Genomic DNA, 26,118 nt, shown 5'->3' with positions numbered 1-26,118 from the left:
GACAGGCCTTCTGCTTCGGTAGTCGCATGACCGCCGGTCCGCATCATCCTGGTTGCCCTGCGCCACGGCGCGAGGTCGTCACCGGCGCGCAGGCGGCCACCGCCTCGCCCAGAAGACCCGCGGCCAGCGCCAGGTGGCGCTGCGAGTGACCGGCGTAGCCCAGCACCAGGGCGGGGCCGCCCGGCGTCAACCGCATGGGCGCCACCGCCTCGACGCCCAGGCCCCGCTCGGCGCAGGCGGTCACTACGGCCGCTTCCGCGGCGTCGCGCGGAAGGTCCAGATAGAGGTGCAGCCCCGCCGCGACGCCACGGACGTCTGCGGCGGGCAGACGTCGGGCCAGCGCCTCGACGAGCGCGTCACGGCGCGCCCGGTAGCGGCCGCGCATCGCCCGCAGATGCCGGTCATAGGCCCCGGATGTGAGCAGCCCGGCGAAGGCCAGCTGGTCGAGGGCGCCGGTACCGAGGTCCGCGTACCGCTTGGCCTCGCGGAACTCACCCACCAGCCACTCCGGCACCACCGCCCACCCAAGACGCAGTCCCGGTGCGAGCGCCTTGCTCAGCGAGCCGAGGTGCACCACCCGGTCCGGCGCGAGGCCCTGAAGACAGCCCACCGGCTCACGGTCGTAGCGGAACTCCGCGTCGTAGTCGTCCTCCAGCACCAGGCCGTCCACCGCGCCCGCCCACTCGGCCAGCGCGGCCCTGCGCCGCGGTGAGAGCACGACCCCCGTCGGATACTGATGCGCCGGGGTCACCAGCGCTACGGTCGCGCCACTGTCCGCCAGCTTGGCGACGTCCATGCCCTCCGCGTCCACCGGTACGCCCACCGGGTCGAAGCCATGGGCGCGCAGCAGCGCGAGCGCCCCGGGCGAGCCGGGGTCCTCGACGGCCAGCCGCCGGTGTCCTCGGGCCGCCAGCACCGTGGCGAGCAATGCCAGGCTCTGTGCGACGCCGCTGACCACGACCACCCGCTCGGGCGCCGCGACCGCCGCGCGCACCCTGCCCAGATAGGCGGCCAGCTCGGCGCGTAGCTCCGGCAGCCCGGCCGGATCCCCGTAGCCGAGGTGGCTGTGCCGGGCGTCGGCCAGCGCCTGACGGGTCGCGGCCAGCCAGGCCGTGCGCGGGAACGCGGCCAGATCAGGGGTGCCGGGCTTGAGGTCGTACCTGACGGCCGGGACGAGCGTGATACCGGCGCCCGGCTGCGGCGGGGCCGCCTGCGAGACGCCGTTCGCCACCCGGGTCCCCGATCCGCGCCGGCTGGTCAGATAGCCCTCGGCGACCAGTTGTGCATACGCCTCGACGACGACGCCCCGCGAAACGCCCAGGTCGGCGGCGAGCACACGGGTCGACGGAAGCCTGGAGCCGCCGCCCAGCCGTCCCGCCCGGACGCCGTCCCGCAGGGCCGCGGTCAGCTGCCGGGCCAGATCGCCCCGCTCACGGTCCACGGCGATCAGCAAATCCAGCAAGTGGTCCTCCAGACCGCCAGATCAATGGACCTGTATCGAGGTCCACTCCACTGCCTAGCGTGCCAGGCATGCGCTTTCCCCACACCACCGGCGGTGTACAGGCCGCCACGGCAATGGTCCTGCTGGGCTGCTCTACGGGCGTGACCGCGGCGATCGTCCATTACCCGCTGTCCGGCGGCCAGGCCGCCCGATACCTGCTCGCCGCCGCCGTCCTGCTGCCGATCGCCCGGCTGCGGGGCCCGCTCACCCCGCGTCTGACCCCGCGCGAGCTGGCGCGGCTGACCGTGCTCGCCGGAACCGGCCTGTTCGCCTTCAACATCCTGATGGTGCACGCGCTGCGCGCCGCCGACCCGGCCGCGGTGGGCAGCGTGGTGGGCTGCACCCCGCTGGTGCTCGCCCTTGTCGGACCGGCGCTGGCCCGGCGCCGCCCACGGCCGCGGGTGATCGCCGCCTCCGCACTGGTGGTGGCCGGGGCGGCGGTGGTGCAGGGCGTCGGCGCGGCCAGCCCGACCGGAGTGCTGTACGCGCTGGGCACACTGGCCTGCGAGGCGGCCTTCTCGCTGGTGGCCATACCGTTGCTGCCCCGACTGGGGCCGGTCCGTATCTCCGCGTACGCCACCGTGATCGCGGTTCCGCTGTTCGCCGGCACCGGCCTGGCCGTCGACGGCGCCGCGGTGCTACGCCGCCCGACGGCGGCCGAGCTCACCGCGCTGCTGTACCTGGCGGTCCTGCTCACCGCGATCGCGTTCCTGCTGTGGTACGCCGGGCTGTCCCGGCTGGGCGCGGAGCGCGCGGGGCTGTTCGCCGGACTGGTCCCGATCGCCGCGGCGCTCTCGGCCTGGGCCCTCGGCACGGGAAGCCTCCACATCGGCGAGTTGCTGGGCGCCCTGCTGGTGGGGGCCGGGGTCTGCGTGGGGATCACCCCCGCAGGTCCCGGAGCCCGACTCGCGGTCGACTCAGCGGCACTGGGCGGGACTTCGGCCGATCACGTGGGAAAGCCCGTGGCACGCAGTCGGCTCAGCACCCCGTCCCATGTCGGTTCGACGGCCTCGGACTTGCGCGAGCCGACGCTGAGGTCCTTGAAACCGCTGGATGTGGACACGCACACCACCGGTCCGTCGAATGCGCCGTAGCCGCGCAGCCCGGCGAGCCCCGCGGCGCTGGAGAGCTCCGCCCACAGCCCTTGCCCGGCCAGTTCCGACTGGGCGGAGCGCATCTCCTCGTCGCTGACGACAAGCGCCTCGCCGCCGCTCTCCCGGACGGCGACGATGCCCCGGTGGCCCGCGACCGAGCAGTCGATGGCGTACGCGGAGGTCGGCCCCACCGGGATCCGCCCGGTCAGCCGCCCCGCGCGCAGGGCGGCGGCGAGCGGGCCCCCGGCGGCGGGCTCACAGGCGAACATGCGCGGGGTCCGCTGCGCGAGACCGAGGCGTTTCAGTTCCGCGAAGCCCTTCCAGACGCCGAAGAGCAGTTCTCCATAGCCGGTGGGGACGAACACGGCTTCCGGCACCCCGAGTTCGGTGAAGATCTCGTACGCGATCGTCTTGTAGCCCTCGGCGCCGAACGGGTGGCCGGTGTGGGTGACGGTGAGGTTGCTGACCGGATGCAGGTCGAACCGCTCGACCAACTGCCGCATGAGCGGCCATCGGGCGGCCTCCGGGACGGGCAGCACGGTGGCGCCGTAGGCGTTCAGGAAGGTGTCGACCGCGGGCGGCATACCGTCGGATGCGAGCACCACACAGCGCAGTCCGGCACGCGCCGCGAAGGCGGCGGCGGAGGCGCCGTGGTTGCCGGACGAGGCGACGACGACGCCCTGCGCTCCCACACCGACGGCGGCGCTGACCGTGCAGCGGTTCAACCGGTCCTTGTGGCTCCACGTCGGGTTGCGCGACTCGTCCTTGACGAAGACGCCGCCGCCGATGTCGACCAGTGGCGTGCCCCCCTCACCGAGTCCCGGCGCGGCCAGCGGCGGCAGCAGCGGCGCCCACCGGTCGAGCCCACTTCCGCGGCTCCCACGACCGGAGTGGGAGAGGAGGTCGGAGTTGACCCTCTCATAGGTGTAGTCGACCTCGACGGGGTACGCGACCTCGTCCGTGCTCGTCCGCGGGCAGCCGTTGGTCAACGGCGGCCACAGCGGGTAGCTGATGTCCTTGTCACCGAGGGAGCGTTGACCGGTCGCGAGCGAGTCTCCTGCCGTCATGGTCAGGAAGCCTAGGGCCTGTCCGGCGGCTGTTGGTCGGGTTGCGGCAGGTTCGGGTCGGCCGGTCCGCTCCGTGGGGGTTGCTCGCCACTACGGCGGCGGGCGGCTTGCGCCGATGCCGCCCTACTCGCCCAGGGCGTCCTTCAGTTCGGACCTGGTCATCGACGAGCGGCCCTTGATGTGCCGCCGCTGCGCCTCGGCATACAGTTGGTCCTTGGTCGGCCCCTCGGCGCCGGAACCGGAGCGCAGTCCGCCACGGCGGGAGGAGGACATGCCCTCGACGGACTGGCGGCTGGCCGACGTGGACTCACCGGCGCGGGCGCGTTCCTTGTTCACCGTGCGGGACGCGATCTCCTCCGCCCGGCGCTCGCTCTCGCCGCGCTCCAGCGCGCTCTCCTTGAGGTGCTCGTCGCAAGACGCATCCCCACGCGGTGCGACCCACACACCACGAACGGTGAGCGGGGTCAGCATCGAGTCGTGGGGGCTCGGCCCCCAATGGGCCGGTCACCAGCGCAAGATCATTGGCGGGTGTCGTCCGAGGACGGTTCCCGGCTCACGCCGTCTGCCTGCAGCGCCGCCCCGTACACCGGACCGCACTTCATGCACATCCAGCCCGACGTGCCGTCGAAGAAGGCCGCTCCCGGGCAGTGCGGGCAGCTCACCTTGGAGATCGTCGGGCGTATGGGTGCCTTGATACGGAACTCCTCCGTGGCGAACTGTGCGGGATCCACTGGGTTCTCGGCAGCCGTCGCAGGCGTTTCCGCTGTGCTGGCCGTGCCTGCACGGTGACGCGTCATGTCATCCCTCCGCGGTTCCGGCGCGCGTATCCGCCGCGGTGCAGATCATGGCACCACCGGGGAAACGCGAGACCGTGCCGGTCTCAGTAGCCGAGTTCGATGTAGTCGAGATTGGTGAAGTCCACCGTCAGGTCGCGGGCCCGGCGGCCGCGGTCCGTGAAGTACATCTCCTGTAGGCCCTCGGCGGTGATGAGCTCCAACTGCCGTTCGGTGGAACCGGCTTGGTGGGCCTCGAACAGCCGGGCCGCGAACGTCGGCGGCAGGTGCTCGGTGATCCTGCGCAGCCGCGGGTCGCCGGTGGAGCCGGGAGCGGCGGTGAAGCCGAAGCGCGCCCGGGTCAACCCGTAGGAGGTGCGCAGCTGGAGGCGTCGGCCGGGATCCGGGAGGTCCATGAGAACGGGCCCGCCCTCCAGAAGGGCCTCGACGGCTTCATGCTCGCGGGACATACGGTCAGCCTCCCTCAGCTCCGCGTCGCGGGTGCCTGGCGGGGCTGGGCGTCCAGGAACTCCCGCAGAGCCTGTCCGGTCAGGATCCGCGCGGGATTCCGCCCGGCGGGCAGCGGCAGTCTGCGGCCCAGCGCCCACTGGAAGCGGTCGGCCGGAGCCAGGTCGAAGACGTACTTGCCGCCCGCCTCCTCATCGGCCCGGGCGGAACGGATCTCGAAGGCGCCGACACACACCCCGCCGTCCACGAAGGCCAGCAGGTAGTCACCGTGCTGCTCTACGGTGTGCGCCGAAAAGCGCCACCAGCGCGCCGCGCCCTCCTCGACCGTCTCCCCATGACGCAGCGACTGCCGCACATCCACCGCCAGCATCGCACCATCTCCAACTTGTTCAGCAGAACGACAACAGCGTAGTACGTAACAGGGGCTTTTAAATGCCTATAAACGCGATGAGCGCCCGCCCCGGCGGACAAGTCCGGACGAGATCGCCGGAGCGCACAGCGCTCGCAACGGGCCAGCGGCCCATACGGTCCGCGCCGCCTGCGCTCCTTCGCACCCGTGGGCCGGGCTCCGCCCGTTTTGCGGCACCTCGCACGGGCAGGAGCGGGGGAAGCCACGGCTGGAAGTGAGCGGCATCCCCGGCGCGCGTCCGTCGGTCATCGCTCGCCCGAGGAGGAGCCGACACATGCGTGCCACCACTTCCCACCACCTTCCGATCCCGTCCATGCCGGGCGCACTCCCCCTTCTCGGGCACATGCCGCAACTGCGCCGTCAGCCACTGGAGTTCGTCCGATCGCTGCGGGCGCACGGTGATGTCGTGCGGTTCCGCCTGGGCCCCCGGGCGGCCTATGCGGTCAACTCCCCCGTGCTCATCCGGCAGCTGCTGGTGACCGAGGCGGCGGCAGATGCCCCCGTGCCGCGGCGCGGACCCGTTCGGCCGGTGTTCCACCCGTCCAGGATCCGGCAGTACGCGGCGACCATGTGCGAACTGGCGGAGGCACGGGTCGACTCCTGGCGGCACGGAGCGGAAATCCTGTTGGACCAGGAGCTGTTCTCGCTCAGCCTCGCGACGGTCACCAAGGTGCTGTTCTCCGGGCATGCCGGACAGCGCCTCGCCGAGGACATCCGGCGCACCGTGCCGGTACTGCTGGAGGGGCTCGGCAGACGGGCGCTGACCCCGGTCAGCGCACTCGACAGACTTCCCACTCCGATGAACCTGCGTTTCAAACGGGCGTTGCGCACCCTCCAGGAGGCGGTGCGCCACACCATCGCGGAGTACCGTGCCGACCCGGCCGGTGGGCTTGAATCCGGTGATCTGTTGTCGATGCTGCTCACCGCGCGGGACGAGGCGACCGGCGCCGGGTTGAGCGATGAGCAGGTCTACGACGAGGTCCTCACGATGCTGATCGCCGGTACCGAGACCACCGCCGGCGCCCTGAGCTGGGCCTGCCATCTGCTCAGCCGGAACCACGACGCCCAACGGCGCTTCCAGCGCGAACTGGACGAGGCGCTCGGTAGGCGCGACGTGCGGCATGTCTCCCACGAGACCCTGCAGGAACTCGCTTTCCAGCAACGGGTGATCGCCGAGACGCTGCGGCTGTATCCCTCCACCTGGACGCTGACGCGACGGCCGACCAACGACGTGGAGTTCGCCGGACACCGCATTCCGGCCGGAGCCACCGTGCTGTTCTCCATCTACGCGCTGCAGCGCGACCCCGAACTGTTCGCACACCCCGAGCAGTTCGACCCCGACCGATGGCTGCCCGAGTCGACTCCGGGGATCCCCTGGGACGCGTACATCCCGTTCGGCAGCGGGCTGCGCGGATGCGCCGGAGAGCAGTTCGCCCGAGCGGAGATGGCCGCCTTCCTGAGCGTCATCTTCAGCCGGTGCAGCGTGCAGCCGGTACCGGGAAGGCCGGCCCACCTGGTCACCCGACTGATGCCGATGCCCAGCGCGATGCCCCTGATCGTGCGACGCCGACCGCGTTCTGACCGCCGTTGGTGAACCACGGACCTGGTAGCTCCGTTACCCACCCGAAAGCAGGCTTCACGAAGTGTCCGTGCTGTTGGAGGGTAGACGTGTCGGTCAACACGCAGTGGCTCTCATCCCCTGATACACCCCCCGGGCCGTACCCTCCGGGCACGAACGCGACGGGGTTCTACGCCGCCGATCCGTACCCGAACGATCCGTACCCGAACGGTCCGTACCCCGCCGATCCGTATCCGAACGGACGTCCGGTGAACGAGACGTTGGTGAACGAGCGGTACGCGATGCCCATACCCCAGCCACCGACCGCACCCCCCTTCGGGCAGGCGCCGTCGAACAGGCGTGAGACGAGCGGCCGCCACCGGGCGCTGCGGCACCGTGACGTCTCCGGCGGCTGGCTTCGGCCAGCGGTGTTCGGCGCCATGGACGGACTCGTCACCAACGCGTCGCTGATCGCGGGCGTCGGCGGCGGCGGGGCCGCCAACCACACCATCGCCCTCACCGGACTGGCCGGTCTGATCGCCGGTGCCTTCTCCATGGCCACCGGCGAGTACATCTCGGTCAGCTCGCAGAACGAACTCACCGAGGCCGAGGTCGCCGTCGAGCAACTCCAGCACGAGCGCAATCCCCGGGCTGAGCAGCGGGAGCTCGCCGAGGTCTTCGTCAAGCGCGGTGTCGACGCCCATCTGGCGGACGTCGTCGCCCGGCAGATCTCCGCCGACCCGGAGCAGGCCGTGGCCGTGCATGTGCGCGAGGAGCTCGGCATCGACCCGGACGACCTGCCGTCGCCCTGGACGGCGGCAGGGGCGTCCTTCGCGTCCTTCACGGTCGGCGCGCTCATCCCGCTGCTTCCCTATTTCATCGGCTTCCCCAGCTTCGTACTGGCCCTGGTGCTCGCCGGCCTGGCGGCCTTCGTCGGCGGCGGCGCCGTCGCCCGGCTCACCGGCCGCCCGGCGTTGAACGGCGGACTGCGCCAGTTCGTACTGGGTGCCCTCGCGACGGGGATGACGTTCCTCGTCGGGCACCTCGTGGGAGCGAACATCTCATAGGCGGGCGTGCCGAGCGTCCGGCCTGCGGCCCGGCAGGCGCGAGTCCGCCCGCGGCCCGGACCCCGACCGACGGAGGGGATCCGGGCCGCGGGCCACCTGGTGTCAGGGACACTGCTTCCAGGCGAAGTGGTAGATCGTGTTGATGCTGCCGTCGGTCGAGTCCATCGCCATGAAGCTGTTGGTCGTGGTCGGGTCCGAGGTACCGGCGTTGACGCGCAGTTCAGTGTTGATGTTGAAGTTGCGCTCTTCGCCGCAGGGGGCGTAGACCAGGGACGCGACGTCGGTGGTGTCGGTGGTCTGCCAGTCCTGGTCCATCGCGCCGCTGAAGGGGTGTTCGTTGTACCCGGTCTGCTGCATGCCCTGGAAGTAGTAGTTGGCCCTCTCCAGGCCGCTCGCACCGTTCGCCAGATGCGCGTAACCGCGGTAGTCGGCCTCGGCGACGGCGTAGGTGAAGCCCTGCGGGACGTGCACGTCCAGCCCGAGTTGGCAGTTCTTGCGGAAGTCGGTGGGTCTGGAGCCGACGCCCACCTGGGCGAGGTAGTCGCTGTAGGTGACGGTGAACGCCGTGTTGTCGGGCGACACGGCCACCGCGGCCGTGCCCGCCGGGCAGCCCGAGCCGTTGACGGTCACCAGGTCGATGACGATCTTTCCGGGCGGGGGATCTGTGATGTGGGCAGACGCCGACGGGGATAACGGCACTGCGAGCAGTGCTGCGGCGGCGCCGCCGACGAACATCGATTTGAGCATGGTTTCCCCTCTGGTCCCTGTGCGGTCCCCGCTCGAACGGGTTGGTGCGTTCATGTCACCACCGGGAACGCGTCGGGCATAGGACAGGTTGAGCCGATCCTGTACGCCGACCGGGCGGACACCCGGGCGAGCGCGGCGCTAGCCGGAGTGCCGCTCGCGCCACTCGCGGACGACGCGTTCGACGTCAAAGGGCACCAGGTTGAGCGGCGGCCCGGGAACCGGGGTCCTGAGCGCCTCGCGGATCCGCTCGTTGACCTCCGAGATGATCCGCCGCACCTCCGGCTCCGAGCCGGCTCCCGACGCGGCGGCCAGCGCGTCTTCCGCTTCCTTGCGCAGCACCAGCGTCGGCGGCAGGTAACTCACTCCTTCGCGGCGCATTTTCCGCTTGACCCACCACAGTTCGTCATAGGGCTGGTCCAAGTCGGGGAGGGGCTTTCCGATGCCCGGCAGGTTGTCGAACTCCCCGCGCTCCGCCGCTTCGCGGATCTGCCGGTCGACCCACGACTCGAAGCTGACGCCGGGCGGTTTGCGTTCGGTCATGCTGTGATTCTCCCGCGCTTCCCACGGCCGCGCCGAGCATGGAACGGCAGCCGGATGGGTCGCCGGATCGGCGGCGCGCAGCCCATGAAGCCCAGCCCGTCCGAGACACGATCACCGAGAGCCATGGATCACGAACAGGAGTGTGATGTCCTAGGGGCTGGCCGTTCTGCCTGATTCATCCCGGACAGGGGCTTTCGTCGCCAGCACCTGCCGGTCGGCCGAACGGCCACCCATTCGACACATCATGCTCAGCACATCGGGGTTGTCCGTGGAAAAACTCTCCGCACGACGCCGTCATCCGCTGGCGGCGCTCGTCGCACTCCTCATCGCGCTCGCGGCCAGCGGCGGGCTGTACGCCGCGTTCGCACCGACGCAGAGGGCGCAGGCCAACCCCGCCCAGTCGCTGGCGATCGATCAGGGCCGGAAGCTCTACGAGGTCGGCTGCTCCACCTGCCACGGCCCCTCGGGCCAGGGCAGCCACCTCGGCCCCAGCCTGGTCGGCGTGGGCGCGGCCGCGGTGGACTTCCAGGTGGGCACCGGCCGTATGCCCGCCCAGCAGCCCGGCGCGCAGGTTCCGAAGAAGAAGCCCGTCTACTCGCAGCCGCAGATCGACCAGCTCGCCGCGTACGTGGCCTCCCTGGGGCCCGGCCCGGGCATCCCGAACCCTTCGCAGTACGCGCCCGGTGACGTCGCGGCCGGCGGTCAGCTCTTCCGTACCAACTGCGCCCAGTGCCACAACTTCGCCGGTGCGGGTGGCGCCCTCAGCCAGGGCAAGTTCGCACCGGAACTGCGCGGTGTCACCCCCAAGCACATCTACGAGGCCATGCTGACCGGGCCGCAGAACATGCCGTCCTTCCCTGACACGACGATGCCCGAGGCGCAGAAGCGGGACCTCATCGCGTTCGTGACGCACACCACGAACCCCGCCACCAATCCCAGCTACGGCGGCCTGAGCCTGGGCTCGCTGGGTCCGGTCCCCGAGGGGCTCTTCGGCTGGATCTTCGGACTGGGCGTGCTGATCGCCGCCTCCATCTGGATCGCCGCCCGGACCGCAAAGGCCAGGAAGTAATGACCCACCAGGACAACAGCCCCGAAGAGCGCCTGCCAGAGGCCGGCAAGCCGGGCAAGCCGCCCAAGCTCGCGGACCCCTTCGCCGATCCGGGCCTGCCCCCGCACCAGCCGCGCCGCCAGGACATCGACGAACGCGCCGCGAAACGCTCCGAGCACGTTGTCGCGAGGCTGTTCGCGACCGCGGTGATCGCCGCCTTCGGTTTCATCGCGTCGTACGTCCTGATCCCGAAGGAGAAGGTCGTCTTCATCTTCCCGGTGGGTCATGTCAGCGCACAGAACTTCGCGCTCGGCGGGACGCTCGGCATCGCGCTGCTGTGCATCGGCGTCGGCGCCATCCACTGGGCCCGCACCCTGATGTCCGACGTGGAGCACGTGTCCGAGCGCCACCCGATCGAGGCCCCGCCTCAGGTGCGCCAGCAGGTCTTCGCCGACTTCCAGCAGGGCGCCGCGGACAGCGCCATCGGCCGCCGCAAGGTGCTGCGCAACGCGCTGCTCGGCGCACTGACCATCGTCCCGCTCTCCGCGATCGTGCTGTTCCGGGACCTCGGCCCACTGCCGGAGAAGAAGCTCTTCCACACCGTGTGGTCGAGCGGCAAGCGCCTGATCAACATGAGTGACGACCGGCCGCTGCGGCCCGAGGACATCCTGGTCGGGTCACTGACCTTCGCCCAGCCCGAAGGGGTGCACGAGAGCGACGCGGACTTCCAGGTGGTCATGGCCAAGGCGGCGCTGATGATCGTCCGGCTGATCCCGACGGAGATCAAGGACAAGCAGTCGGCGGACTGGGGCCACCAGGGCATCCTCGCGTACTCCAAGATCTGCACCCATGTCGGCTGCCCGATCAGCCTGTACGAACAGCAGACGCACCATGTGCTCTGCCCCTGCCACCAGTCGACGTTCGACCTGGCAGACGGCGGCCGGGTCATCTTCGGCCCGGCCGGGCACCCGTTGCCGCAACTGCGGATCGCCGTGGACAGCCAGGGCTACCTGGCGGCCCAGGGCGACTTCGACAAGCCCGTCGGCCCTGGATTCTGGGAGCGCAGCGCATGAGCACTCACTCTTCGGCCGAGGGCGCCTCGGCGGACCGCAACAGGCAGCCCAACCCGGGCGAGCGGATCGCGGACTGGGCGGACGGACGGCTCGGCATCTACAGCCTGGCCAAGTCCAACCTGCGGAAGATCTTCCCCGACCACTGGTCGTTCATGCTGGGCGAGATCTGCCTGTACACCTTCGTCATCATCATCCTGACCGGCGTCTATCTGACGCTGTTCTTCACCCCGAGCATGAACGAGGTCGTCTACCACGGCACGTACACGCCGCTGAACAACATCCGTATGTCGGAGGCGTACAAGACGACGCTCGACATCAGTTTCGACGTGCGCGCCGGTCTGCTGATGCGTCAGGTCCACCACTGGGCGGCCATCGTCTTCGTCGCGGCCATGTTCGTCCACATGATGCGCGTACTGTTCACCGGTGCGTTCCGCAAACCGCGCGAGGTGAACTGGCTCTTCGGCTTCCTCCTGCTGTTCCTCGGCCAGTTCGACGGTTTCATGGGCTACTCACTGCCGGACGACCTGCTGTCCGGCACCGGCATCCGGTTCCTGGAGGGCGCCGTCCTGTCGGTGCCGATCGTCGGCAGCTATCTGACGATGTTCGCCTACGGCGGGCAGTTCCCCGGAACCGTGATCATCCCGCGTCTGTTCACCGTCCACATCCTGCTCATCCCCGGCATCATGGCCGGTCTGGTGGTGGCCCATCTGATCCTGGTCTTCTACCACAAGCACACCCAGTTCGCGGGTCCCGGCCGCACCGAGAAGAACGTCATCGGCATGCCCCTGATGCCGGTCTACATGGCCAAGGCCGGCGGCTTCTTCTTCGTCGTCTTCGGTGCGCTGGCGCTCATCTCCGCGATCGCTCAGGTCAACCCCATCTGGGCGTACGGACCGTACCGCTCCGACCAGGTGACCACCGACGCCCAACCCGACTGGTACATGGGCTTCTCGGAAGGCCTGATCCGCATCATGCCCGGGTGGGAGATCCATTTCCTCGGCCACACCCTGGAGTTGGGCGTCTTCATCCCGCTGGTGGTCTTCATCCTGGTGCTGGTGGCCATCGCGGTCTACCCGTTCGTCGAGTCCTGGGTCACCGCCGACAAACGCGAGCACCATCTGCTGGACCGCCCGCGCAACGCGCCGGTGCGCACCGCGCTCGCCACCGCCTGGCTGGCGCTGTACCTGATCCTGCTGCTCGGCGGCGGAAACGACCTGGTCGCCACCCACTTCCAGCTCTCGATCAACGCCATCACCTGGATCGTCCGGATCGGCTTCTTCGTGCTGCCGGTGATCGTCTTCGTCGCCACCAAGCGGATCTGCCTGGGGTTGCAGCGCCGCGACCGGGACAAGGTGCTGCACGGCCGGGAGACCGGGGTCATCAAGCGCCTGCCGCACGGCGAGTTCATCGAGGTCCACGAGCGGCTGCCGCAGGAGAGGATCTACGAACTCACCGCGCACGACCAACTCCAGCCGCTGGAACTGCCGCCGGCCGAGGACAGGACCGGTATCCCCCGCAAGGTCCCGTTCTCCGAGAAGCTCCGCGCGAAGCTGTCCTCGGTCTACTTCGGCGAGCACAGCCAGGTGCCCAAGCCGACGGCCGAGGAGCTGGAGGAGAGCACCAGCCAGCACCACTGAAGCGCCACGGGAGTCAAGCGGAACACACCGCGGGGGCCGGGTCTTTCGACCCGGCCCCCGGCACGAGGAGATGCCGGCGGCCACGCGTTCGCCGCGTGGTACGGGCCGTCAGCAGATGCGCGGCAGCTGCTCACCGATGGGCAGGTCCACCACCCGCGTACCGCCGAGCCCGGTACGGGCGACGACCATTCCGGGGTGGGACCGCACGCATTCGCCGATCACCGTCGAGCCGGCGCCCAGCGGATGGGCCCGCATCGCCGCGAGTACCGCGTCGGCGTGCTGCCGGGGGACGAAGGCGACGAGCTTGCCCTCATTGGCCACGTACAACGGGTCCAGGCCGAGCATCGTGCAGGCGCCGTCGACCTCGGGCGGCACCGGGACGGCTTTCTCCCGGATCTCCACGCCGACCCGGGCGGCGACCGCGATCTCGTTGAGTGCGGCGGCCAGACCGCCGCGCGTCGGGTCGCGCAGCGCGTGCAGATCCGGTGTGACGTCCAGCATCGTGGCGACCAGACCACCGAGGGCGGCGCAGTCGCTCACGATCTCCACGCCGAACTCAAGCCCCTCCCGAACGCTCATGATCGCCACTCCGTGGACCCCGATCGCACCGCTGACGATCACCACGTCGCCGGGGACCACACGCTGCGGTCGGATGTCGACCCCGTCGGGGATCAGCCCGATTCCCGCGGTGTTGAGGTAGACGCCGTCGCCGTGGCCCGCTTCGACGACCTTGGTGTCGCCGGTGACCACCTCGACGTCCGCCGCCCGCGCCGCCGCGCCCAGCGCATGCGACACCCGGGCGACGACTTCCATCTCGACGCCTTCTTCGAGGATGAACCCGCAGGACAGGAAGGCCGCCCGGGCACCGCTCATGGCCAGGTCGTTGACGGTCCCGTTGACCGCGAGGTCGCCGATGCTGCCGCCGGGGAAGAACAGCGGGCGCACCACGAAGGAGTCGGTGGAGAACGCCAGCCGGATACCGCCGAGGCTCAGCGCCGCCGAGTCGCCCAGTTGGGACAGGACCCGGCCGCCGAAGGCGGGGGCGAAGATGTTCTGGACCAGTTCGGCCGACATCACTCCGCCGCCTCCGTGGCCCATGACCACCTTGGGCTGGTCCCGAAGCGGCGCCGGGCACGTCCAGGCGGTCAGGTCGGGCGGTGCTTGTGTGGTGTCAGGCAACGGGGCTCGTCTCCTTGGGGGCGGTGGCGCCGCCGAGTCGGCGGTAGAGGTAGTAGGCGGCACACGCTCCCTCGTTGGAGACCATGGTGGCGCCCAGCGGGTTGCGCGGGGTGCACAGGGTGCCGAACGCCTCGCACTCGTGCGGCTTGAGCAGGCCCTGCAGGACCTCACCGCTGCGGCAGGCGGCCGGTTCCTCGGTGGTGATGCCGCCCACCGTGAAGCGGTGCTCCGCGTCGTATTCGCGGTAGCGCTCGGACAGTCGCCATCCGCTGTCCGGGATGACGCCGATGCCGCGCCAGGCGCGGTCGGTGACCTCGAAGACGTCCTCCAGCATGGCCTTGGCCGCGGGGTTGCCCTCCGGGCGCACCGCGCGCGGATAGGCGTTCTCGACGCGGTGCTCGCCGCGCTCCAGCTGGCGGACCGTTCGGCGCACGCCCTCCAGGATGTCCAGCGGCTCGAAGCCGGTGACCACGATCGGTACGGCGAACCGCTCGGCCAGCTCCGGGTACTCGTCGGTGCCCATCACACTGCACACATGCCCGGCGGCGAGGAACCCCTGCACCCGGCAGTCCGGCGACAGCATGAGCGCCTCGATGGCGGGCGGCACCCGGACATGGGAGACCAGCAGGCTGAAGTTGCGGATGCCGAGCCGACGCGCCTGATACACCGTCATGGCGTTCGGAGGTGCGGTCGTCTCGAAGCCGATCCCGAAGAACACCACCTGCCGTTCGGGGTTCTGCTGGGCGATCCGCAGCGCGTCCAGTGGCGAGTACACCACCCGCACATCGCCACCCTCGCTCTTGACCCGGAACAGGTCGCGTCCGGTGCCCGGCACCCGCAGCATGTCCCCGAACGAGCAGAACACCACCTCGGGGCGGGAGGCGATCTCCAGGGCCTTGTCGATCACCTCCAGCGGGGTCACGCACACCGGGCAGCCCGGGCCGTGGATCAACTCCACGTGTTCCGGCAGGAGTTGGTCGATGCCGTGCCGGATGATGCTGTGCGTCTGGCCGCCGCAGACCTCCATCAGCGCCCACGGCCGGGTGACCGTGGCGTGGATGTCGTCGAGCAGGCGCTGGGCCAGCTGCGGGTTCTGGAACTCCTCGATGTACTTCATCCCTGTGCCTCCTGCGGTGTCGCGGCGGCCATGGCCCATGGATCGCCGAACTCCTCCTGCAGCATGCCGAGGTTCTCGAACAGCGCCAGAGTCCGCTTGGCCGATTCCTCGTCAAGGCGTTGCAGGGCGAACCCCACGTGGACGATGGCGTATTCGCCGACTTCCAGGTCCGGCAGGTATTCGAGACACACGTCCTTGAGCACACCGCCGAAGTCGACGGTGGCCATCCGGGTGCCGTCCCGGTCCTCGATGTCCAGGACCTTGCCTGGTACCGCCAGGCACATGGCGTTCTCCTCGCTGTTCGTGCGGTCGGTGGTCAGGTGGTGCGGGCCGCGGCCACCATCAGCTGCCCGAGGGCCAGGCCTCCGTCGTTGGGCGGGACACGGCGGTGCCGCAGCACCGTGAAGCCCTCCCGCCGCAGCGCCCGGGAACAGGCCGACAGCAGCACGGTGTTGGCGAAGACTCCGCCGGTGAGCGCGGCCGTCTCCAGTCCGTACCGCTCCCGCGCCATGACGCAGAGCTGGCGGACGAGGTCGGCGACCGCGTGGTGGAAACGCACCGCGAACTGTGCGGCGTTGGCGCCCGCCCGCAGGTCGGCGATGACGGCGGCGAGCACCGGCGCCGGATCAGCGACCAGTTCGGCCGCGCCCGGCTCCGGCCCACCGCGGCGCAGTGCGAAGGCGTATCCGGGCGCCCGTGGGTCCCCGGCCAGGGCTGCGGCCTCCAGTTCGATGGCCGCCTGGGCCTCGTACCGCGCCCGGTGGCAGACTCCGGCGAGCGAGGAGACCGCGTCGAACAGCCGCCCCATGCTGGAGGTGGGCACGCAGCCCAGGCCCCGCGCCAACTGGTCCTCCAGCACCCGCAGTTCGGTCGGCGGGCAGGCCGCCGTGCAGGGCAGGTCGGCCGACCACTGAAGTCCCGCGCCGCGCAGGTGGGCCAGCGCCATCCGGTACGGGCGGTGCACCGCGGAGTCCCCGCCCGGCAACGGCACATAGGCGAGCTGTGCGAAGCGGTGGAACCCGGCATAGTCGGCGAGCAGCACCTCCCCGCCCCACACCGCGCCGTCGTCGCCGTAGCCGGTGCCGTCGAAGGCGACCCCGATCACCCGGCGGCCGCCGTCCAGGCCGCCGTCCGCCATGGCCGACGCGATGTGCGCGTGATGGTGCTGGACGTACGCCAGCGGTCGGCCGTCGGCATGGCGCCGCGCCCACCGCATGGAGCGGTAGCCCGGGTGCCGGTCTACTGCCAGCAACCGCGGTTCCACTCCGCTGATCGCGGTCAACTGCCGTACCGCGCGGTCGAAGGCGCGCTGCGTCGCCAGGTCGTCCATGTCGCCGATGTGCGCGGACAGCCAGGCGTGCCGTCCCTCGGCCACGCAGAATGTGTTCTTCAGGTCTCCGCCGACGGCGAGGGCCGCCCGCACCGGTACCGGCAGCGTCAACGGCAGCGGCGCGTACCCGCGGGAGCGGCGAACCAGCAGTTCGGCACCGTCGCAGACCCGGACCACCGAGTCGTCGCAGGGCACATGGATCGGGCGGTTGTGGACCAGCCAGGCGTCGGCCAGACCGGCCAGCCGCTCACGGGCCTCGTCATCGTCGGTGACGATCGGCTCGCCGGCGAGATTCCCACTGGTCATCACGAGCAGCCGAGGGCCCGGCGGATCGCCCGGCAGGCCCAGCAGCAGGTGGTGCAGCGGGGTGTACGGCAGCATGACGCCGAGGTCGGGGCTGCCGGGCGCCACGGGCTCGGCCACCGGCAGGGCGTCCCAGGGCCGTTCGGCCCCTTGGCGCCGGCGCATCAGTACGATCGGCCGGACGGTACCGGTGAGCAACTCCCGCTCCCGCGGCCCCAGATGCACCAGCCGCCCCACATCGGCGATGTCCCGCGCCATCAGCGCGAACGGCTTGTCACCGCGCGCCTTGCGGCGGCGCAGCGTCATGACCGCGTCCGGATCAGCCGCGTCACAGGCGAGGTGGTAGCCGCCGAGTCCCTTGACCGCCAGCACCGCACCCGCCGCCAGCAGCCGCCGGGCCCGGGCCAGCGCCTGCGCACCGGACGCCGCACGCTCCGGCGACGGTTCGAGCAGCCGCAGCCGGGGCCCGCAGGCGTGGCAGGCGACGGGCTGGGCGTGGAAGCGGCGGTCGGCGGGATCCGCGTACTCCCGGGCGCAGTCCGGACACATCGCGAACCGGGCCATCGTGGTGTTGGCGCGGTCGTAGGGCAGTCCGGTGACGATCGTGAAGCGCGGTCCGCAGTGCGTACAGGTGATGAACGGATGGCGGTGGCGGCGATCGTCCGGATCGGCCAGTTCGGCAAGGCAGTCGCGGCAGGTGGCGGTGTCCGGCGACACCAGGGTGCGCGGCTGTCCGCCCGCGCTGGAGGGCAGGATGGCGAACCCGGTGGCGGCGGTCGGCGCGACCGGCTCATGGACGACCGATTCGACCACGGACAGCGGCGGCGCGTCGGCCGTGAGCCGGTCGCAGAACGCGGCCAGCACCTGTGGATCGCCCTCGACCTCGGCGAGGACGCCCTCGGAGGTGTTCGTCACATGCCCGGCCAACCCCAGCTCGGTGGCGAGGGTGAAGACGAAGGGCCGGAACCCCACGCCCTGCACCACCCCTCGCACGGTGACCCGGCGGCGCTGTACCGGTGCGGCGCTCGGCACCATCTCCCGTTGCTGCGTCACGAGTGGTGGTGGGCGGACGGCACGGCCATCACCGGTCGGTGGACCTCGGCGCCGTCCCCGGCGGCCAGCGCCCGGTCGAGGAGGGCGCCGACGCCCTGTCCGCGGCGGGCGGAGGTGAGCAGCACCTCGACACCGGGGTTCACCTGCGCGACGTTGGCGCGGAACGCCGCCTCGTCGAAGCCGACGGCTCGCGCGATGTCGGTCTTGGTCACCACGACCAGGTGGGCCAGCCCGAAGGCGGTGGGGTACTTGAGCGGCTTGTCCTCGCCCTCGGTGACGGAGGCGAGCACCACGCGCAGCGACTCGCCCAGATCGTAGGAGGCCGGGCAGACCAGGTTGCCCACGTTCTCCACGAACAGCAGCCGGGTCGCCTCGGGCAGCCACCCGTCCAGGTGGCCGGCGAGCATCCGGGCCTCCAGATGGCACAGACCGTCCGTGAGCACCTGTTTGACCGGCGCTCCGGATCGGGCCAGGCGCACCGCGTCGTTCTCGGTGGCGAGGTCCGCGGTCAGCGCAGCCACCGTCAGGCCGCGCTGACGGGCCGTGGACAGTTCGAGTTCCAGCAGTGCCGTCTTGCCGCTGCCCGGGCTGGACAGCAGATTGACGACGGTGGCGCCGCGGGCGGCCATGTCGGCCCGCAACCGCTGCGCGTACTCGTCGTTCTTGGCGAGCACCGACTGCTGGAGGTCAACGACTCGGCACATGGCTCAGCACTCCTCACGGACGCGTACAGGCTCGGGTTCCTCAGGTTCACCGGCCCAGCGCACGCTGGTGATCCGCAGTTCCCTGCCGGACAGCAGCTGCCCGGTCGAGACCGCACAGCGCGGGCAGCGCAGCTGCGGCGGCATCCCGGTAGGCCACTCGGCCCGGCACTCCTCGCAGCGGGCCCGGCCCGGGACCGGCTCGGCGATCAGCTCGGCTCCCTCAAGCGCCGTTCCCGCGCAGGCCAGTTCGAAGGAGAAGTCCAGCGCGTCCGGAACCACACCGGCGAGTTCGCCGACCTCTAGCCGCACCTGCTGGACCGAGTCGACGCCCGCGTCCCGGGCGGCGGCCGCAACCTGCTCCACGACCGCCATGGCGATGGACATCTCGTGCATCGGTCTCTTTCTGCCGCGCGTGCCGACCGAGGGCCGCCGCTGCCGGGGCCGCCCGCTGTGTCCCATTACAGGCGGCGGCCCGGGGGCGGCGGTCCCGACGCGCCGCCCGGGCGCCCGGGCGTACGCCGTTCGCCGCAGCCCGATCTGCCGCGGCGGTCGCGAGCCGGACGCTCACATGGCGCGGATCCGCAGGTAGCGCCTGAGGTCCGGCAGGTTGCGGGCCGCGATGACGGCGAGCAGGCCCGCCACTGCTGCGCTGATGGTGATCTTCTTCATGGCTGGGGGTTCCTCTCCGGGTAGTTGCTGTCCGCCACGGTCACCGTGAGCGGCTCCTCATCCCGCACGACGCGCAGGACCAGGCGCACCGCCTCGTCCACCGCCGCGGCGACCGGCGCGCTGAGGCCGATGCCCTCGTCCACGCAGGCCGGTTCGCAGCCGACGACCAGGACCCGCCCCGGCGCGCTGCCGCCGATGCTCTGGCGCAGCGTGTCCAGCAGCGCCAACACGGCGTCCGGGGACATGTGATGGCCGTCCAGTTGTGTCTGCCGCGGTTCGACCGCCGCCGGTGCCGAGGCGTCGATCAGGTACACCGTTCCGGGCTCCGCGCCGCGAGCCGTGGCATCGACCAGCACCACGGTGCGGTAGCCGTCCAGGAGTTGGTACGCCAGGTGCACGCCGCGCACTCCGCTGTCCACGACCTCGACGTACGGCGGCAGTTGGTGGTGCGTCAGTCGCCGGACCACCTCCACGCCGAAACCGTCGTCGCCGAGGAAGACATTGCCGACCCCCGCGACCAGCACACCGTCTGCCGGGGCGTTCACGCGTCCTCCAGCGGAGTGACCTCGTCGGGCTGGAAGTACAGGAACCGGCCCTGCTCCCGGCGCAGGTCCGCGCCCGGGTCGCCGTCCACGGTCACCGCCAGGTGCACCAGGCCGTCCACGTCGTGCAGCACCGCCTCGACCATCGCGGTGCGGCCGTGCAGGAACAGGTCCTGGGCATCGGTGCGGCGCGATCCGGGACGCAGTCGCACCCTGCTGCCCGCGCCCACCTCCCGGCCGTCCACCAGGACCCGGTCGTGGGCGGGGTCGACGGAGGGGTCGCCCGCCGGGTCCCACCAGGGTGTGTCCGGTTCGCCCGCCGGTTCGGTGACCTCGCGCAGTGCGCGTACCGCGCCGTGCAGCCGTTCCAGGACCTCGGGTGGCATGGTGTCGGCCAGGTCGATCACCGCACCGGCCCGGTCGTCCGTGCCGCGTGCTTCCCGTTTCTCCTGGTCGGTCAGTGCCGCGGTGCGCAGGGCGAGGATCTCGTCGATCTCGGTGGCGTCGTAGAGCGTGCCGAGGCTTTCCGGCGCGATCCGCGGATGGTCCTCCAGGATGATCGGCGAGGACAGCATCACATCCGCGCGGTCGCCCTCTCCTGCCAGTACCGGCCAGGTGTGCTCGTTGCGGCAGTGCGCCGCGGCGCCCTTGGCCCACTCGGGCGGATCGGCCATCGACACGAACGATCCGTCGCTCAGTCCGAGCAGCAGATGGGCGGAGACCAGCGAGCGCAGCAGCGCGTCATCGCGCTCTGCCTCGCCGCCGTCCGACGGCCAGTCGCCGGTGTTCTGCACCACCGCGGTCAGCCGCAGCGCGGCGTACGGGCCGTCGATCTCGTCGGCGGACAGCCGCAGCGCCCCGTCGAGCCGCTCCCGGCGGCGTAGCAAGCGCCCGGCGATCCGGCCGTCGGCGCGCACCGATTCGGTCTCCTGGTGCGCGGGCCGGGTGAAGGGAACAGTGACGCCGTCACCGGTCAACTCCGCTACCGGGACCGACAGTTCCACGCTCTCCTCGACGCCCTCGTCCCAGGGGACGTACACGCGGTCATCGGCGTCCAGCGACTCGGCGGTCTCGAACTCCCCGTCCGAGCCCAGCCGTTGTACCGTCCGCCGCTGTGCGTGCAGGAAGCGCAGCTCCAGCGACAGGGTCGCATCGCGGCGCGGTTCCATCAGGCACTCGGTGCGCTGATACGTGTGCTCGGCGCGCCCCGCACCCCAGGCCGGGGGGACGAGCACCCCGAACTGCCAGCGCAGCTGGTTCTTCGCCGCCGAGGCCCGGTACGGGTAGAGCACATAGCCCTCGAACAGCACGGCGTCGGCGACCTGCCGGGCCAGGGAGAACCTCGGGTCCGTCCGTGCGGTGAGCGTCGGCGCCGTCATGTCGCGACCGCCTCGGCCCGCGCGTCGACCGGCCCGGCCACCTGGAGCAGGGACCGCAGTGTCGCCTCCCAGGAGGGCAGCGCCCGCTGCGAGCGGTACCGCAGCAGTGCGTCCATGGTGTCGCGGGGCAGGCGGATCCAGCCGCAGCCGGGGAAGTGCTGCTCGATCATCTCCCGCCATACCCCTGCCGGCATCCGGTACCGCGCCTCGCGGTCCCAGGGCACTGGTTCCGCCTGGAAGCCGCCGTGACCGGTGAACGCGGTGCCGGAGAACAGCATCAGCAGCGGCACCTCACCGTCGCGCAGCGCCCGGAAGTACCGCGTCGCGCCGATGTCCATGTCGTAGGTGCACGGGACCACCAGGTCCGCCTCGGTCTGTCCGGTGAAGCCCGATACGGTGAGCGGGACTTGGGCGAGCTGCAGCGGGTTCAGCGTGCTGCCCCAGCGGGACGGCTCACCGAACAGGTCGCCCAACTGGTCGGTCTCGGACGGCTCGTAGTGGCGGCGCGCCGGTTCGATGCGGATCTGGCAGCGCAGGGCGAGCGCATGCACCCGGGCACCGCCCGCGGCGGTGATCCGCAGCCGGAAGACAAGGGCCGGGCCGGCGGCGTACGGGTCGGCTCGTACGCCGGTGCAGGCGAAGGTCAGCTCGGTCACCGCTGTTCGTCCTTCCGCGGCAGCCGGGCGCGCGCCGCCACCTGGCCGAAGAAGGCGTCCAGATCGGCTCGCGCCGCTGATCCGCCGTCGAAGCCCTGCCAGTGCAGCCGCATCCTGCCCACCAGTTGGTAGCAGTCGTCGATCGGTACCAGGAAGCATTCGCCACGGCCTGCCGAGCGACGCACCAGCAGCGCTTCCACATCGGGTGCCAGCAGTTCCGCCAGCGGGGTCGCGGCCACGACGGTCTGCCAGCTCTCCGGGTCCAGTTCGCTCTCCGTGGCGCCCGCGGGGCTCGGGTAGAGCGCGACCGGGCGGTCCAGCGCGGCGTTGTGGAAGAAGAAGACCACGCTCACCGGGATCCGCAGCCGCTGCCAGGTGGCTTCGTCGAGGCCCGGCCCGGGGTCGGCGAGGTAGCGGTCGGGAACCGTGTGGAACCGGCCGCCGCCCGCTCCTGGCCGGGTGAACAGCACCGCGCACATGTCGCATGCGCAGGCGAGGGCGCGCTGCTCGGTGTCGGCCAAATGCCGGTGTCCGTCCGGAAGTTGGCGTCCGCACAGTTCGCACTGCTGCGGCGCTGGTGGTGTCGGGGCGAGGAACCGGCGCAGGCCCGCGCGCGGCGGCGCTGCCGTCTGTTGCTGCGCGGTCACCGTGCCTCCGCCGGCTGCGGCTCGGGGTCGGCGGACCTGGTGCGGGTCGGGCCGATGTTCAGCAGCTTGGGCTCGGACGCGCCGCCCTGGGCCGGTTCGACTTCCACGGCGGTCACTTCCGGCGCGAAGCAGGACAGGGCCGCTTCGACCTGCTCCTTGGCGGCCTGCGCGGTGTTGCCGCAGCCGCACCCGGAGCTTGCGGCCGGGCGCAACCGCAGGACGCCGGAGACTTTGTCGAGCCCGGCCAGCTCGAACGGTCGCCCGGCGACTGTGTTCACGGCCCGGGCGATCCGGGTCATGGTGTCCTCCGGGTGCAGATCGTGCAGCACCAGCAGACTGGCCACCAACTCGTCGCCCAGCAGGGCGGCCAGCGGACCGCCACTTTGCCCGGCCGCCGCGACCAGGTCGACGGCACGGGCCAGCCCCGCACCGTAGAAGTCCATCAGGATGCGCACCAGTTCCTCGGCGGCGGCGGAGACCGTGGGGTCACCGCCCTGTGCCAGGCGATCCAGTACGGCCTCCAACCGCTTGCCGGTCTGTTCCGCGTTCACCACGCCGGATCCGGCCGCTGTGCTCGGCGCGCTCATCCGGCCAGGCCGCTCAGCCCGGTGGGCATGTGCGTCTGCCGCATCGTCTTGCCGTTGCCGAGGTACATGTGCACACCGCACGGCAGACACGGGTCGAAGCTGCGCACGGTGCGCATGATGTCGATGCCCTTGAAGTTCTCCGGGCGGTTCTCCTCGAAGATCGGGGTGTTCTGCACCGCGTCCTCGTACGGGCCAGGAGTGCCGTGGCTGTCGCGGACGCTGGCGTTCCATGGGGTCGGCGGGTAGGGGTGGTAGTTGGCGATCTTCCCGTCGCGGATCACCATGTGGTGCGAGAGGAGACCGCGTACCGCCTCGCTGAATCCGCAGCCGATGCTCTCGTCGGGCACCTCGAACTTCTCCCAGGTCTGGGTGCGCCCGGCCCTGACCTCCTCAAGCCCCCGCTCGGCGAAGTGCAGTGCCATCGCCGCGCTGTAGGCCTGGAAGTAGGTGCGTGCGCGGTTGCGCTCGATGGCGTTGCTCCAACGCGGGATCTTCCACTCGAAGGTGGTCTCCGGTTTGGTCATGGAGCGCGGCAGGTTGATCACCACGCTGTTCCCGGTGGCCTTGATGTAGCCGATGTCCACCAGCCCGGACAGCGCGGTGGACCACAGGCGGGCCAGCGGGCCGCCGCCGGTGTCCAGCGCCAGGTAGTTCTTGCCGTCGAACCAGCGCGGCGACATCACCCAGCTGTACTTGTCCGAGAAGTCGCGCTTCTGCGGGGCCGGGATGGTGTGCTGGTTCCACGGGTGGCGCGGGTCGACCGGGTTGCCGAGCGGGTCGTGGGTGACGAAGAGTTCCTGGCCCTGCCAGTCCTGGTAGTAGGAGCTGCCGAGCAGGATGCGGATGCCGAGGTTGATCTCCGTCAGGTCGTTGGTGATCAGGTTGCCGTCCACGATGATGCCCGGGGTGACGAACATCCGACGGCCCCAGTCGGTCATGTTGCGGTAGGTGAAGTCGCAGTACTCGGGGTCGTTCATGGCGCCCCAGCAGCCGAGCAGCACGCGTCGCCGGCCCACCTCCTCGTAGCCGGGCAGCGCCTCGTAGAAGAAGTCGAACAGGTCGTCGTGCATCGGCACGACGCGCTTCATGAACTCCACGTACCGCATCAGCCGGCTGAGGTAGTCGGTGAACAACTGGACGGAGGCGACCGTGCCCACCCCGCCCGGGTACAGCGTGGAGGGGTGCACATGGCGCCCTTCCATCAGGCAGAACATCTCGCGGGTGTAGCGGCTGACCTGGAGCGCCTCGCGGTAGAACTCGCCCTCGATGGGGTTGAGGGAGCGCATGATGTCGGCGATGGTGCGGTAGCCGTGCTCCGCGGCGTGCGGGGCCTCGGTGCGCTCCGCCTGTTCCAGGACACCGGGGTTGGTCTCCCGCACCATCTTCTCGCAGTAGTCGACCCCGACCAGGTTCTCCTGGAAGATGTTGTGGTCGAACATGTACTCTGCGGACTCGCCGAGGTTGATGATCCACTCGCCCAGGTGCGGCGGTTTGACGCCGTACGCCATGTTCTGCGTGTACACCGAGCAGGTGGCGTGGTTGTCGCCGCAGATGCCGCAGATCCGGCTGGTGATGAAGTGCGCGTCCCGCGGGTCCTTGCCGCGCATGAAGACGCTGTAGCCGCGGAACACCGATGACGTGCTGTAGCACTCGGCGACCCGCTTCTGCTTGAAGTCGATCTTCGTGTGGATGCCCAGGCTGCCCACGATCCGGGTGATCGGATCCCAGGACATCTCCACCAGGCCGTCCCCGGCTGTTTTCGTCGTCGGTGCCATTGTGTGTGTCGCGCCCTTCTACAAGCCGTAACTGCCGGTCATCAAGCGGAAGTTCAACGTGGTGGCTGGATCCCTGGCCCGGTTCACGCGGGAGGGTGGTAGCCGGTGGTCAGCTCGCGGCCGGTGCGCCGCCACTTCGGTTCCTTGTCCACGGTCCTGGCGGTGATGGAACGCAGCTTGCGGATCACGCCCCCGTAGGTGTGGCTGGCGGCACTGGAGACCTTGCTTCCGGGCGGGGCGTCCATGAACGGCATGAACTTGTCGGGGAAGCCGGGCATCGTGCAGGCGATGCAGATGCCGCCCACGTTGGGGCAGCCGCCGATGCCGTCCATCCAGCCGCGCTTGGGGACGTTGCACTTGACCACGGGCCCCCAGCAGCCGATCTTCACCAGGCACTCCGGCGAGTTGTACGACTCGGCGAACTGGCCCTGCTCGTAGTACCCGGCCCGGTCGCAGCCCTCGTGCACGGTGGCCCCGAACAGCCAGGTGGGCCGGAGCTTGTCGTCGAGCGGAATCATCGGGGCCGACCCGGCCATCTGGTACAGCAGGTAGGTCAGCGTCTCCGAGAAGTTGTCGGGCTGGATCGGGCAGCCGGGCACGCAGACGATCGGGATGCCGGCCTTCGACTTCCACTCCCAACCGAGGTAGTCGGGCACCCCCATCGCACCGGTGGGGTTGCCGGCCATCGCGTGGATTCCGCCGTAGGTGGCGCAGGTTCCGATGGCCACCACCGCCGCGGCCTTGGGTGCGAGGCGGTCGATCCACTCGCTGGTGGTGATGGGCTGGCCGGTGTCGGGATTGTCGCCGAAGCCGCACCAGTACCCCTCGGCCTTGACCTTCTCGTTGGGGATGGAGCCCTCGACGACCAGGACGAAGGGGTCGAGCTCGCCGCGCTCGCCCTTGAAGAACCACTCGATGAAGGTGTCCGCGCCCTGCACGGGACCGGAGTCGAAGTCGATCAGCGGCCAGTGCATGGCCACCTTCGGCAGCCCCGGAAGGGCCCCCAGTGCGATCTCCTCGACGCTCGGCTGCATCGCGGCGGTGAACGATACGGAGTCGCCGTCGCAGCTGAGACCCGCGTTGATCCACAGCACATGGATCAAGGGGGCCTCATCACCCGCCTGCGCGCGCCCGTGGCCGGTGTCGACGGCGGTCTGCGGTGCACCCATCTGGAGGCCTCCTGGGAAGTCAGCGG

26 protein-coding genes and 2 pseudogenes are annotated in these 26,118 nt (G+C 70.6%); 6 read left to right on the top strand and 22 right to left on the bottom strand.

All coding sequences use genetic code 11. The features are described from left to right. Positions 1-43 precede the first annotated feature (43 nt). Positions 44-1,462 carry a MocR-like pyridoxine biosynthesis transcription factor PdxR gene (gene pdxR / locus P2L57_RS04405; protein ID WP_275808467.1) on the bottom strand — a complete coding sequence of 473 codons (1,419 nt, stop codon included), beginning with the start codon at positions 1,460-1,462 and terminating at the stop codon, positions 44-46. Positions 1,463-1,530: 68 nt separating this feature from the next. On the opposite strand from pdxR, the pseudogene P2L57_RS04400 reads away from it, so the two are divergent. Next, positions 1,531-2,364, top strand: a pseudogene (locus P2L57_RS04400) (DMT family transporter); the annotation flags it as partial. Positions 2,365-2,447: 83 nt separating this feature from the next. On the opposite strand, the gene P2L57_RS04395 reads toward P2L57_RS04400, so the two are convergent. The 5 genes and pseudogenes from P2L57_RS04395 to P2L57_RS04375 form a co-directional block, all read right to left on the bottom strand. Then, entirely contained in the window at positions 2,448-3,668 is a 1,221-nt protein-coding gene (locus P2L57_RS04395; protein WP_372515615.1) for a threonine synthase, read from the bottom strand. 117 nt (positions 3,669-3,785) lie between these two features. Beyond that, a complete protein-coding gene (locus tag P2L57_RS04390) occupies positions 3,786-4,106 on the bottom strand; it encodes a plasmid stabilization protein (RefSeq protein WP_275808461.1) in 321 nt (106 codons plus the stop codon). A 74-nt stretch (positions 4,107-4,180) separates the two neighbouring features. Further along, positions 4,181-4,459, bottom strand: a complete 279-nt coding sequence (locus P2L57_RS04385) for a hypothetical protein (RefSeq protein WP_275808458.1) — start codon at positions 4,457-4,459, stop codon at positions 4,181-4,183. Between the two features lie 83 nt (positions 4,460-4,542). Further along, positions 4,543-4,797 (bottom strand): annotated as a pseudogene (gene tpg, locus P2L57_RS04380) (telomere-protecting terminal protein Tpg); the annotation flags it as partial. Positions 4,798-4,919: 122 nt separating this feature from the next. Continuing rightward, positions 4,920-5,273, bottom strand: a complete 354-nt coding sequence (locus P2L57_RS04375) for a hypothetical protein (protein WP_275808455.1) — start codon at positions 5,271-5,273, stop codon at positions 4,920-4,922. A 313-nt stretch (positions 5,274-5,586) separates the two neighbouring features. Here P2L57_RS04375 and P2L57_RS04370 point away from each other — a divergent pair, with 313 nt between their 5' ends. Further along, the gene (locus P2L57_RS04370) at positions 5,587-6,906 is read left to right on the top strand and encodes a cytochrome P450 (protein ID WP_275808452.1); all 1,320 of its coding nucleotides are present in this window, start codon (positions 5,587-5,589) and stop codon (positions 6,904-6,906) included. Positions 6,907-7,172: 266 nt separating this feature from the next. Next, positions 7,173-7,937, top strand: a complete 765-nt coding sequence (locus P2L57_RS04365) for a VIT1/CCC1 transporter family protein (RefSeq protein ID WP_303655974.1) — start codon at positions 7,173-7,175, stop codon at positions 7,935-7,937. Positions 7,938-8,039: 102 nt separating this feature from the next. On the opposite strand, the gene P2L57_RS04360 is transcribed toward P2L57_RS04365, so the two are convergent. Further along, positions 8,040-8,684 carry a DUF4360 domain-containing protein gene (locus P2L57_RS04360; RefSeq protein WP_275808446.1) on the bottom strand — a complete coding sequence of 215 codons (645 nt, stop codon included), beginning with the start codon at positions 8,682-8,684 and terminating at the stop codon, positions 8,040-8,042. Positions 8,685-8,822: 138 nt separating this feature from the next. Continuing rightward, positions 8,823-9,224 (bottom strand): DnaJ family domain-containing protein, encoded by a 402-nt coding sequence (locus P2L57_RS04355; RefSeq protein ID WP_275808445.1) that lies wholly within the window; start codon positions 9,222-9,224, stop codon positions 8,823-8,825. Positions 9,225-9,492: 268 nt separating this feature from the next. On the opposite strand from P2L57_RS04355, the gene qcrC reads away from it, so the two are divergent. Genes qcrC through qcrB form a run of 3 tightly spaced genes read left to right on the top strand, consistent with a single transcriptional unit; the run spans position 9,493 to position 12,982 of the window. Then, complete coding sequence (gene qcrC, locus P2L57_RS04350; protein WP_275809182.1) at positions 9,493-10,293, top strand: cytochrome bc1 complex diheme cytochrome c subunit; 801 nt, start codon at positions 9,493-9,495, stop codon at positions 10,291-10,293. Further along, on the top strand, positions 10,293-11,345 hold the full coding sequence (qcrA, locus tag P2L57_RS04345) for a cytochrome bc1 complex Rieske iron-sulfur subunit (protein WP_275808442.1): 1,053 nt from the start codon (positions 10,293-10,295) through the stop codon (positions 11,343-11,345). Before qcrC ends, qcrA begins: the two co-directional genes overlap by 1 nt. Then, positions 11,342-12,982: a cytochrome bc1 complex cytochrome b subunit gene (gene qcrB / locus P2L57_RS04340; RefSeq protein ID WP_275808440.1), complete on the top strand. Its 1,641-nt coding sequence runs from the start codon at positions 11,342-11,344 to the stop codon at positions 12,980-12,982. Before qcrA ends, qcrB begins: the two co-directional genes overlap by 4 nt. A gap of 108 nt (positions 12,983-13,090) precedes the next feature. Here the strand turns inward: qcrB and hypE are convergent, their stop codons facing one another. From hypE to P2L57_RS04275, 14 genes are all read right to left on the bottom strand, one after another. Next, the gene (gene hypE, locus P2L57_RS04335; protein WP_275808437.1) at positions 13,091-14,161 is read right to left on the bottom strand and encodes a hydrogenase expression/formation protein HypE; all 1,071 of its coding nucleotides are present in this window, start codon (positions 14,159-14,161) and stop codon (positions 13,091-13,093) included. Then, positions 14,154-15,278 carry a hydrogenase formation protein HypD gene (hypD, locus tag P2L57_RS04330; RefSeq protein WP_275808434.1) on the bottom strand — a complete coding sequence of 375 codons (1,125 nt, stop codon included), beginning with the start codon at positions 15,276-15,278 and terminating at the stop codon, positions 14,154-14,156. The genes hypE and hypD overlap by 8 nt, the downstream gene beginning before the upstream one ends. Beyond that, positions 15,275-15,562: a HypC/HybG/HupF family hydrogenase formation chaperone gene (locus P2L57_RS04325; RefSeq protein ID WP_275808431.1), complete on the bottom strand. Its 288-nt coding sequence runs from the start codon at positions 15,560-15,562 to the stop codon at positions 15,275-15,277. Before P2L57_RS04325 ends, hypD begins: the two co-directional genes overlap by 4 nt. Positions 15,563-15,594: 32 nt before the next feature. Continuing rightward, positions 15,595-17,946, bottom strand: coding sequence for a carbamoyltransferase HypF (gene hypF, locus P2L57_RS04320; RefSeq protein WP_275809179.1), 2,352 nt, complete (start codon positions 17,944-17,946; stop codon positions 15,595-15,597). 14 nt (positions 17,947-17,960) lie between these two features. After that, positions 17,961-18,668, bottom strand: a complete 708-nt coding sequence (gene hypB / locus P2L57_RS04315; protein WP_275808428.1) for a hydrogenase nickel incorporation protein HypB — start codon at positions 18,666-18,668, stop codon at positions 17,961-17,963. A gap of 3 nt (positions 18,669-18,671) precedes the next feature. After that, on the bottom strand, positions 18,672-19,061 hold the full coding sequence (locus P2L57_RS04310) for a hydrogenase maturation nickel metallochaperone HypA/HybF (protein WP_275808425.1): 390 nt from the start codon (positions 19,059-19,061) through the stop codon (positions 18,672-18,674). A gap of 171 nt (positions 19,062-19,232) precedes the next feature. Further along, positions 19,233-19,337 (bottom strand): DUF6893 family small protein, encoded by a 105-nt coding sequence (locus P2L57_RS40545; RefSeq protein ID WP_372515600.1) that lies wholly within the window; start codon positions 19,335-19,337, stop codon positions 19,233-19,235. Next, positions 19,334-19,882 (bottom strand): hydrogenase maturation protease, encoded by a 549-nt coding sequence (locus tag P2L57_RS04305; RefSeq protein WP_275808422.1) that lies wholly within the window; start codon positions 19,880-19,882, stop codon positions 19,334-19,336. Before P2L57_RS04305 ends, P2L57_RS40545 begins: the two co-directional genes overlap by 4 nt. Continuing rightward, on the bottom strand, positions 19,879-21,258 hold the full coding sequence (locus P2L57_RS04300) for a hypothetical protein (protein ID WP_275808419.1): 1,380 nt from the start codon (positions 21,256-21,258) through the stop codon (positions 19,879-19,881). The genes P2L57_RS04305 and P2L57_RS04300 overlap by 4 nt, the downstream gene beginning before the upstream one ends. Further along, complete coding sequence (locus P2L57_RS04295; protein ID WP_275808416.1) at positions 21,255-21,914, bottom strand: DUF6084 family protein; 660 nt, start codon at positions 21,912-21,914, stop codon at positions 21,255-21,257. The genes P2L57_RS04300 and P2L57_RS04295 overlap by 4 nt, the downstream gene beginning before the upstream one ends. Continuing rightward, positions 21,911-22,561 carry a DUF5947 family protein gene (locus P2L57_RS04290; protein ID WP_275808413.1) on the bottom strand — a complete coding sequence of 217 codons (651 nt, stop codon included), beginning with the start codon at positions 22,559-22,561 and terminating at the stop codon, positions 21,911-21,913. Before P2L57_RS04290 ends, P2L57_RS04295 begins: the two co-directional genes overlap by 4 nt. Continuing rightward, a complete protein-coding gene (locus P2L57_RS04285; protein ID WP_275808410.1) occupies positions 22,558-23,148 on the bottom strand; it encodes a NifU-related iron-sulfur-binding protein in 591 nt (196 codons plus the stop codon). The genes P2L57_RS04290 and P2L57_RS04285 overlap by 4 nt, the downstream gene beginning before the upstream one ends. Beyond that, a complete protein-coding gene (locus tag P2L57_RS04280) occupies positions 23,145-24,923 on the bottom strand; it encodes a nickel-dependent hydrogenase large subunit (RefSeq protein ID WP_275808406.1) in 1,779 nt (592 codons plus the stop codon). Before P2L57_RS04280 ends, P2L57_RS04285 begins: the two co-directional genes overlap by 4 nt. An 83-nt stretch (positions 24,924-25,006) precedes the next feature. Further along, positions 25,007-26,092, bottom strand: coding sequence for an NADH-quinone oxidoreductase subunit B family protein (locus P2L57_RS04275; protein WP_275808403.1), 1,086 nt, complete (start codon positions 26,090-26,092; stop codon positions 25,007-25,009). Positions 26,093-26,118: the final 26 nt, after the last annotated feature.

This window comes from Streptantibioticus ferralitis (assembly GCF_029223525.1).
Classification (GTDB): domain Bacteria; phylum Actinomycetota; class Actinomycetes; order Streptomycetales; family Streptomycetaceae; genus Streptantibioticus_A; species Streptantibioticus_A ferralitis.
This window is presented reverse-complemented; position numbering and strand designations above follow the sequence as displayed.